General features: G+C 66.8%; 5 protein-coding genes and 1 pseudogene. 3 read left to right on the top strand and 3 right to left on the bottom strand.

Annotation, left to right across the window (positions count from 1 at the left end; genetic code table 11):
* A partial coding sequence (locus tag ACE3UY_RS23025; RefSeq protein WP_374689806.1) for a 4'-phosphopantetheinyl transferase superfamily protein occupies nucleotides 1–306 on the top strand: 306 nt, incomplete at its 5' end.
* Here ACE3UY_RS23025 and ACE3UY_RS23030 read toward each other — a convergent pair.
* The 3 genes and pseudogenes from ACE3UY_RS23030 to ACE3UY_RS23040 all read right to left on the bottom strand — a co-directional run bounded on the left by ACE3UY_RS23030 (nucleotide 272) and on the right by ACE3UY_RS23040 (nucleotide 3,221).
* Nucleotides 272–886, bottom strand: a pseudogene (locus ACE3UY_RS23030) (chloramphenicol phosphotransferase CPT family protein). The gene ACE3UY_RS23025 and the pseudogene ACE3UY_RS23030 sit on opposite strands and share 35 nt — an antisense overlap.
* Nucleotides 850–1,902 (bottom strand): GNAT family N-acetyltransferase, encoded by a 1,053-nt coding sequence (locus ACE3UY_RS23035; protein WP_374689807.1) that lies wholly within the window; start codon nucleotides 1,900–1,902, stop codon nucleotides 850–852. Before ACE3UY_RS23035 ends, ACE3UY_RS23030 begins: the two are co-directional and overlap by 37 nt.
* Entirely contained in the window at nucleotides 1,899–3,221 is a 1,323-nt protein-coding gene (locus ACE3UY_RS23040) for an MFS transporter (RefSeq protein ID WP_374689808.1), read from the bottom strand. Before ACE3UY_RS23040 ends, ACE3UY_RS23035 begins: the two co-directional genes overlap by 4 nt.
* Before the next feature lie 194 nt (nucleotides 3,222–3,415).
* On the opposite strand from ACE3UY_RS23040, the gene ACE3UY_RS23045 reads away from it, so the two are divergent.
* The gene (locus tag ACE3UY_RS23045) at nucleotides 3,416–3,910 is read left to right on the top strand and encodes a DUF427 domain-containing protein (RefSeq protein WP_374689809.1); all 495 of its coding nucleotides are present in this window, start codon (nucleotides 3,416–3,418) and stop codon (nucleotides 3,908–3,910) included.
* The coding region (locus tag ACE3UY_RS23050) for a CDP-alcohol phosphatidyltransferase family protein (RefSeq protein ID WP_374689810.1) at nucleotides 3,904–4,740 on the top strand (837 nt) is incomplete at its 3' end. The genes ACE3UY_RS23045 and ACE3UY_RS23050, both read left to right, overlap by 7 nt.

Raw genomic sequence — 4,740 nt, forward strand, 5'->3', positions numbered from 1 at the left:
ATTGAGGACTACTTCACGGCGGCGGAGCGAGAGCTTGTAGCGCAGGCTTTCAGCCTGCACCACGTCTACGCCAACGCCATCTGGAGCGGCAAGGAAGCGGCGCTGAAGGCCATCCGGCGAGGGTTGGCGGAGGATACGCGGATCGTGACGTGCCTGCCACAACGAACCGATGCGCCCGAAACCGATTGGCAGCCGCTCACTATCCAGTGGGAGCGACCGGAGCGGGCGCTGCCGCCGCTGGCCGGATGGTGGCGGTCGACCGGCGTGTCCGTTATGACGCTGGCAGTCGGGCGCGAAGTTGATTGAATGCTGAGGGAACACCGCAACGGATCGTCTCCGCAATGGCCGCGGCGCACGCTTCTGGACTCATCCGCGACGTATCCACCTCCATATCGTACAGTCCATGAGCATGCACAATTCAATGCTGGGCGGCTGCCTGACCCAGCGTGCGGTCGGCGCGGCTTCGCTCTCGCTCCACCAATACCTCCAGTGGGCAGCGCACGCCAACCAGCCAGGCGGGTAGCTCGACGAAGACGGCGGCGCAATCGGCCAGCCACGCTGATTCGACCAGGACGTGGTCGGCGATGACGCAGTTGCCGGCGCGAGCCAGCGCGGCGATGGCCCGGTGCATGCCCAGGACAAGCCTGTGACCGGTCGCGCCCGCCTCCGTCGCGAGGCCGAGCACATCGTCCCATAGCGGCCGATCCAGATAGCGCCCAGGCAGCATCCACAAGAACCGATCCAGCCCGGCGTCGAGGTATGGCCCGTCCAGTGTCTTCTGCAACGCCCGGACGAGGCTCGTCTTGCCGGAACTGGATGCGCCGTTGAGGATGATGATCATGCCCGGTGTCATCGGTCCATCTCTTCCGGCGTCATCATACGCCATTCCCACCCCGGACGAATCTCCTTCTCGTACACATACTCATACCGGTAGGGCGTAAAGCCGAACCGCCGGTAGAGCCGATACGCCCCAGTGAAGCCGTCGCTGTCGGTATCGGTAATCACGCGCCGGATGCCGCGCCGGTGGAACTCGTCGAGCGCCGTAGCCGTCAGCGCGGCCCCCACACCCCGTCCACGCCACGCCCGACGCACGCTCAGGCTGCCGATCTTGCCGCTGTCGGCCCATTCAATCGTCCGCGCGTTACACAGGCACGAGCCGATCACCTGCCCGTCCGCCTCGGCCACGAAGCACAGGCCGAGCGAGTTAGAGTAGGGGTCATCCTCCGGTTCTGCGTCGTCCATCTCGTCGGTAGCCTCGTCGACCGGTTCGTCCTCTTCCAGCAGCGTCCGCGCCTCCGGCCCCATCTCACCCCAGTGGTCGGCGAATGCCTCATCCATCGCCGCGCCAACGGCCGGCCAGTCGGTGCGCGGGTCCATCAGCCGGATGGTCACGCCCTCCGGTAGCGCAACGGCCGGCGGCTCCTCCAGCGCCAACTCAAAATGTACCCACTCGCGCGCCAGCCGGAAGCCGTGCTGCTCAAGAACCTGGATGCCAGCGGTATCGTCGGCCAACTGGGTGCACTGCCACACGACGCGCGCTCCGTCCGGGGCGGGCTGGGCCAGTTCCCTGGCGCGCTCCTCCAGCCAGGCCAGAGCGAGGGGCGCTGCCCTGACGAAACCGGATAATAGCGTGCAGCCCAGCTCCACCACCACGTGCGGCGGTCGGGAGATAAGGTGAAAGAGCGCGCCCGGCGCGGCATAGCTGATGTGGCCGAGGTACTGCTCGGCCGCGGCCGGCACGTAGCGCGCCAGCCGTAGGTCGCCGTCGCCGTCAACCAGCGCCCGCCGCGTGCCGACGAGGTATCGCGAGTGAGCGTTGACCAGCGCGGCCATGACCGTCGCGCTATCCGGACCGGCGCGCCGCAAGATGATCCGGCCCGGCAGGGTCACGTCGTTGGTCATGATGCGGCCACCGTCACCACCCGCGCGCGGATGCGGGTCATGACCAGCCAGGCCAGGGCCATGAAGACGGCGCTGAATGGGAACAGCCAGCGGTACTGGTCGCCCAGCACGTCCACCACCACACCGCCCAGCGTCGGCCCGAGCACGGCCGCCAGTTGCGACGAGAAGTAGTAGAGGCCGGTGTACGTCCCGATCTGGCGTTCGTCGCCGTAATCGTAGACGAGAGGCAGGCTATTGACGTTGACCATCGCCCAGAAGAGGCCGCCCAGGACGAGGACGATGATGAATGTCGCTGCCCCCTGGATGAGAAAATAGGCGGCGGCGAACAGGATCGTCAGCCCAGTCAGTCCGGCCAGGATGACGCCGCGCCGGCCATAGCGCGTGCCGGCCACCCCGGCCGGCCAGGCGAAGATGATGAACGACAGGCTGATGGCCGCGGCATAGATCGAAGCCGTGCCCGGCGCGATGCCCAGGGTGAAGACGGCGAAGGACGATAACCCCGCCTCCAGCGCGTTGAAGGCCATGAACCAGAAGAGGATGCCCAGCAAGACGTAGATGCCGCCGCGGTCGGCGCTGCGGCCGAGCAGGCGCAGGCTCTCCAACAGAGACAGGTGCGGCTCGGCGGCCTCGTCGATGGCCCCGGCCGCCACCTCTTTTGGCTCGCGCACGCGCCACAGAGCCACCGCCAACGCCACCACCATGAGCACCGCCCCGGCGATGAAGGGCGCGGCCCGGCCGAAATTGTTGAACAGGAAGCCGCCGCCCAGGAAGGCCAGCAGGCTGCCGATGCCGCCCATCAGGTTGATGATGCCGTTGGCCTTGCTGCGGTCGTCGGGCAGGAAGAGGTCGCCCAGCCACGCGACCGTTGGCGAGCGGAAGAGGGCCATGCCGAAGTTGGTGATCAGGATGAAGGCGGCAATAGCCAACGCCGTCGGGGCGAAGGGCAGCAGGACGAAGCCCAGCACGGCGATAGGCAGGCCGACCAGTATCCACGGCTTGCGCCGGCCGAAGCGCGTCCACGTCCGGTCGCTGCGCGCCCCCACCCAGGGCTGGACGAAGACGTTGATGAGGTTGTCCCAGGTCATGATGAAGAGGGCCAACGACGGGGCCAGACCGAAGCCGACTACGTCGGGGATGGCCCGCCCCTCGGCCAGCAGTTGGGCCTCGAACTGCGGGTTGCCCGCCTGCAGGAAGATAGGCACAAACTGGTTGAAGATGGGCCACACGATGCTGATGCCCAGGAAACCGAAGCCGATGATGAAGGTCTTGCTGTAGGTGAAGCGGCGCAAGGCGTCGCCGATGGCGGGTTGGGGTGTCACGATGCCTCCTGATGATTCCCGGCCACATGTCGCCAGACTTAGCCGGAGGGATGATGGGGCTAGTATAAAGCGGTTCAACCGATTCGCAACGTGTGGGAGGGCAATCAGTGCTCGGCAACAGTGCCCAAATCGCCTTACGTCACCTATAATCCCTTTCCACATTCGTCAGTTCTGGAGCGCCGAGAGGGACAACCATGCGACCCCAACCGATTCAACCGGAGCCAGGCCAGGAATCCGTCTGGGACTATCCCCGCCCACCCCGCCTGGAAGAGACAGCCCGACACATTCAAGTGATCTTTAATGGCAGTACCATCGCCGACACCCGCCGAGCGTGGCGCGTCCTGGAGACGAGCCACCCGCCGGTGTACTACATCCCACCCGAAGATGTGCGCACGGAATACCTGCGGCCGGAGGACGGACATTCGTGGTGCGAATGGAAGGGAGAGGCGCGCTACTACGCGCTAGAGGTCAACGGGCGGCGCGTTGCTAACGCCGCCTGGACCTATCCCAACCCCACGCGCGACTTCGCCCCCATCCGCGACTACATCGCCTTCTACCCCGCGCCGATGGACGCGTGCCTGGTGGATGGCGAACAGGCCCGCCCTCAGCCGGGCCGGTTCTACGGCGGCTGGATCACCAACGACGTGGTCGGCCCGTTTAAGGGCGAACCGGGGACGACGGGGTGGTAGCGAACGCGGCGCTTCCCTCGCTGCGCCGCCAGTGGGTCGCCGTCGCGTCCCTCTGGGCCGTGACTTGGCTGGCGTTTTACTGGCGTTTACAGCCAGCGTGGCCGTACAGCGAACGCTGGTTGGCCCTGTCGGCCGCCGCGCTGGCCTATGGGCTGTGGGTGCTCTGGCGCAACCTGCCGGCCAACCGGCGGGTCGTAAACCTGACAGGTCTCGAAAGACCTGTCAGGTCTGGGAGCGATCTCCTGCCGACGCTCGGCCCCGGCAATGTCCTGACCCTCGTGCGCGGCCTGTGCATCGGTCTGCTGGCCGGCTTCCTTTTTGGCCCCTGGCCGCCGGGCGCGCTGGCCTGGGTCATCGTCCTGCTCTACACCGTGACCGACGTGGCCGACTACTTCGACGGCTACCTCGCCCGCCGCGCCGACCACGTGACTGCCCTTGGCGGCGCGCTCGACATGGAGTTCGACGGTCTGGGCACGCTGGTCGTGATCCTGCTGGCCGTCTCTTTCGGCCAACTGCCGTGGTGGTATCTGGGGTTGGGGCTGGCGCGCTACTTCTTCGTCTTCGGCCTGTGGCTGCGCCGGCGGCTGGGCCGGCCCATCCACGACATCCCCGACAGCGCCCACCGGCGCATCTTCGCCGGCTTCCAGATGGGCTTCCTGAGCGTCGTCCTGTGGCCTATCGTGCCGCGACCGATGGCGCTCATCGCCGGGAGCCTCTTCGCCGCCGCGACCGGGCTGGGCTTCCTGCGCGACTGGCTGGTCGCCAGCGGCGTCCTCGATCCACGCCACTCCGCCTACTTGCGCGTGCAGCGCTTCCTTTACCGCCTGTTC

The sequence above is a fragment of the Promineifilum sp. (SeqCode) genome, assembly GCF_041918635.1.
GTDB lineage: Bacteria > Chloroflexota > Anaerolineae > Promineifilales > Promineifilaceae > Promineifilum.

What these genes read in the sequence shown, in the direction of transcription:
- ACE3UY_RS23035 (WP_374689807.1), bottom strand. Translation starts at nt 1,902, where the DNA reads ATGACCAACGACGTGACCCTGCCGGGCCGGATCATCTTGCGGCGCGCC.
- ACE3UY_RS23045 (WP_374689809.1), top strand. Translation starts at nt 3,416, where the DNA reads ATGCGACCCCAACCGATTCAACCGGAGCCAGGCCAGGAATCCGTCTGG.